Origin of the sequence: Streptomyces sp. NPDC048483 (assembly GCF_040651455.1) — a bacterium.
In the GTDB taxonomy this organism is placed as follows: domain Bacteria; phylum Actinomycetota; class Actinomycetes; order Streptomycetales; family Streptomycetaceae; genus Streptomyces.
Window position 1 is genome coordinate 1 of record NZ_JBEZJZ010000223.1, and the last position, 4,203, is coordinate 4,203.

The window sequence follows — 4,203 nt, forward strand, 5'->3', positions numbered from 1 at the left end:
CGGAGATCACGAAGATCTCCGTACGCACGCCGGATTATTCGTCTCTCCGGGCCCCTCGCCGTTCCTCCGGACGGTGGCCGGCTTCCGGTCCCGCGAACGAGCGGCCCCACGGACCGCGGACTGCGGGACACGGACGAGGGGCCACGGGGCGAGTCTCGCCCCGTGGCCCCTCGTTCCGTCGGAACAGCCGCCGCTGATCAGCCGACGGCGTAGAACTCGCGGATCTTGCCGGTGATGTGTTCCTGGTCGGCCGCGGTCAGCTGGGTGTAGGTCGGCAGGTAGAAGCCGTCCTCCGCGAAGCGGTTGGCGTTGAGCGTGGGCCAGATCGGGTCCAGAAAGCCGGGCTGCCTGCTCATCGGCTTGAAGAACAGCCGCGTCTCGATGCCCTCGTCGGCCAGGAACCGGCGCAGTTCGTCACGGTTCTCGGCACGCACGTCGTACATCCACAGCACGTCGCGTGTGGGCATCAGAGTGATCCCGGGTATGCCCCGCAGGCCCTCGTCGTACCGCTTCTCGATGTCGCGGCGGTAGGCGAGGATGTCGTCGAGCCGCTCCACCTGAGCCAGCGCGACCGCCGCCTGCATGTTGGTCATGCGGAAGTTGTACGCCAGCTTCTTGTGCAGGAAGTTGTGCTCCGCGCTGAAGGCCATCGCTCGCAGGTGGGCCATCTGGCCCGCCAGCCACGGGTCGTCGGTCAGGCAGATGCCGCCCTCGCCGGACGTGATGATCTTGTTCGCGAACAGCGAGAAACACGCGATGTCCGCCACTGGGCGCACGCCGTGCGCCTCGGCGGAGTCCTCCACGACACGCAGGCCGTACTGGAACGCGATGTCCATGACCGCGTCCATGTCACAGCGGCGCCCGTAGATGTGGACCGGCATGATGACCTTGGTGCGCGACGTGATCTTCTCCTCGATGCGGGAGACGTCGATGTTGAGGTCGTCGCGGCAGTCGACGAACACGGGCGTCGCGCCCACGTACTCGACCGCCCAGGCGGTGGCGATCATCGTGAACTCGGGGACGATCACCTCGTCGCCCGGGCCGACACCGAGAGCCCGCAGCGCCAGGGTCAGCGCCGTGGTCCCCGAAGAGCAGGCGACCCCGTGAGCCACGCCGTTGTAGCGTGCGAACTCGGCCTCGAACTGTTTGACGGCGGGCCCCTGGGAGGAAATCCAGCCACTGCTGACCGCCTCCGTCACATACTCCAGCTCACGCCCCTCAAGCCAAGGCTTGGAAACCGGGTACTCGTATCCCATGAACTCCTCGCTCATCCGCGTTGACCTTGCCTGATCGGGTGCTACGCCTGGCCGGACGCGATCCGCTCCAACTGCTCGGGCGCGGTCTCCTCGCCCGGCATGGCCAGGACCTTGCGCCGCGCCACCGCGGCCCGGTTGTGGAACGCGCCGTCCCCGAGAACCGCCTGGCACGCCTGCGCCACCGTCTCCGGGTTCGCGTCGGTCACCTGGAGTCCCAGGCCCAGCTCGGATACGCGCCGGGCGTTGTGCGGCTGGTCCGCCCCTTGCGGGCACACCACCATCGGCACTCCGGACCGCAGCGCCTCCCGAATCCCGTTGTATCCGCCGTGGTTGAGGAACAGGTCGGCGGCCTCCAGCACCAGCGGCTGCGGTACGGAGTCGACGAGGTGCACGTGGTCGGCCCGCGGCAGGTCCGTGCCGATCCCGCCGCTCGCCACCAACGCCACGCAGTCCACCTCGGACAGCGCGTCCACGACGAGCCGCACCTCGTGCTCCGGCCTGATCGACGCGGGCAGCGTGACGCCCTGCTGCTGGAGTTCGGCCTGCATCGGCAGTGAGGTGCCCAGCGCGGCGTAGACCAGGGGCTTGTCGCCCGGAAGGTCGGCGATCCAGGACGGCAGCGACTCGCCCGGCCGGGTCAGCACCGGCTGGCGGAAGCGCAGTTCGACGGGCCACTGGTGGGCGGTGAAGGACAGGTCGGCCGGCACGTAATCCACCCGGCCGTAGCCGTACAGGCCCCGACCGGAGCCGGTGATGCCCAGCGCCGCACCGTGCGCGTCGAGTGGATCGGCCAGCCTCGACGGGTCCAGCAGGATCGTGGAGCCGCCGGACATCGTGACGTGCGGGACGCCCAGCTGCTCGGCCGTCAGGTAGCCGAGGAGGTCGAAGTCGTCGCGCAGCAGCAGGTCCGGTGCGAACTCACGGGCCGCTTCGGTCACGGGCGGCAGCAGTTCGCGCCAGAAGTCGAAGGCGAACAGCGTGTTGAAGCCGTCGGTGGTGTCGGTCTCATCGGTGCCGGTCGCCATCCCGGCGGCCTCCGCGGCGGCCATGCTCTGGAGCATCGCCTTGAGGCCGTCGTAGGCGTTGGGCATGAGGGTGCTGATCCCGACCCTCTCCCGCACCAGCTCCTTGACGATGGGCTCCGAGGTGATGAAGTGCACCTCGTGGCCGGCGTCCTTCAGCGCGCGGACGAGCGGGATGAACTTACGCGTGTGCGAGGGGGAGGCGTTGACAGTGGCAAGGACACGCACGAGTGATGCTCCTGTTCCAGCGAGACCGGTCAGGCCTGGGTCGCCTGCTCGGCGGCGGTCGCGTGCTCGAGGACGATCTCCGAGGCTGCCTTCAGGCCGCCTGCCTCCCGCTGGCGCTCGCTCCAGTGCTGCGCACGCTCCGCAAACAGCTCCTCCTCCAGCAGCCTGTTGAGCTGCCCGCTGATCCACTGTGGGTCGGGTTCCGCCGAGTACTCCACGGTGAGGCCGATGCCGCTGTCGACGACCCGCGCAGCCCAGTCGTAGCAGTCCATCCAGAAGGGCATCACCAACTGCGGCGTGCCGAAGTAGCTGCCCTCGCTGACCGCGTTGCCGCCGCCGTGGTTGAAGAACACCTTGACGTGGGGGTGCGCCAGCACCTCCGTCTGGGACGGCAGCCATGATTCGATACGGAGGTTCGCCGGCAGCTCCTCCCGCGGCGGCAGCAGCTTCTGCTGGGATTCGGGCAGCCGCCACAGCACGTGGTGGCGGTCGGGGAGCCGGCGTACGGCCTCGACGAGCGCGGCGATCTGCCCGGCGGAGGGCCGCATGATGGTGCCGAAGCCGATGTAGACGATCGATTCGTGCTCATCGAGCCAGCCGGTCAGCGAGGTCATCTCGCGCTCTGCCGGATCCGACGGGATCAGCGCGCCCACCATGGTGAGGTTGTCCGGCAGGTCGGGGAACTCGTACTCCACACCGAAGACCGTGAGCCCCAGGACGGAGCGTGCCCCGTCCGCGTAGACCGACGACACGCACGCGGGGTTGGTGAACCCGGCGGCCACCCGCTGCTCCACGAACTTCTTGATGCGGGCCGAGTTACCGGCCCATTCCCCCACCTCGCGCGCGAACTCCTCGTTCTGCTCCAGCTGCTGGGGGGTCATCTGCAGCGGCAGGCCCGTGAACGTCTTCGGATAGTCGGCGGGCACCCGGTGCCCGTAGACGGCGCCCAGCGGAATCGGCACGGTCATCACGTAGGGGATGTCCCGGGCCAATGCCGCGTCGAAGGCGTACGGCACGTCCTGATCGGCGATGATCAGGGCGGGCTTGACCTCGTCCACGATCGCCAACAGCCGGTCGTACACCGTCTGCAGGAAGTCGGCGTCGGTGACCCGCTCCAGGTAGGCGGAGACGGCCTGGGCCCGGGAGGAGACGGTGAACGCCTCGAACGTCTCGTTGTCCCAGGTCTTCGGCAGATGCTCCGGGTTCGGCTCGCCGAGGGAGGCGAACCGGACGGGGGGCGTGGCGGGCAGCGCCTCGATCTCGCCACGGCAGTCCTCGGTCGTGGCGAAGACCAACGGGACACCGCCACGCCGGCCGAGATCGGAGGCGATGGCGAGCAGCGGATTGATCCGCCCCGACTCCGAGCTGCTGACGAACAGCAGCGGCCCACCGTACAGAGCTGTCATCGAGGGTTCCCCACTCATTCCTCTAGTACACCGATATGTGGTTCTTCACCCCTGGTGTCCGGTGCCAGGTCCCGATGACGGAATGCGGCGGCCGCACGAATTAAGGGGAGCATGCCGAGATCTGTGTCAGGCGGGAGAAGCTGTCGCCGTCACCGCCCATGTCCGGACGCCGGCTCGGCGTCCGAGCTCATCTCGGCCGGAGCAAGCCCCCCGCCGGGCGTCAGCCGGCCTCGGCGGTCCCCATCCAATGGCCGCCGGCCGGCCATGGTCAACCCCTATCTGACGATCGCC

3 protein-coding genes are annotated in these 4,203 nt (G+C 68.7%); all 3 read right to left on the reverse strand.

Annotated elements, in window-relative coordinates:
• Positions 1–197: 197 nt before the first annotated feature.
• The 3 genes from AB0D04_RS42260 to AB0D04_RS42270 are packed head-to-tail and all read right to left on the reverse strand — an operon-like array spanning position 198 to position 3,912.
• A complete protein-coding gene (locus tag AB0D04_RS42260) occupies positions 198–1,256 on the reverse strand; it encodes a DegT/DnrJ/EryC1/StrS family aminotransferase (protein WP_362712770.1) in 1,059 nt (352 codons plus the stop codon).
• Positions 1,257–1,297: 41 nt separating this feature from the next.
• The gene (locus AB0D04_RS42265; RefSeq protein WP_362712766.1) at positions 1,298–2,506 is read right to left on the reverse strand and encodes a glycosyltransferase; all 1,209 of its coding nucleotides are present in this window, start codon (positions 2,504–2,506) and stop codon (positions 1,298–1,300) included.
• Positions 2,507–2,535: 29 nt separating this feature from the next.
• A complete protein-coding gene (locus AB0D04_RS42270; RefSeq protein WP_362712768.1) occupies positions 2,536–3,912 on the reverse strand; it encodes a glycosyltransferase in 1,377 nt (458 codons plus the stop codon).
• Between the last annotated feature and the right edge of the window lie 291 nt (positions 3,913–4,203).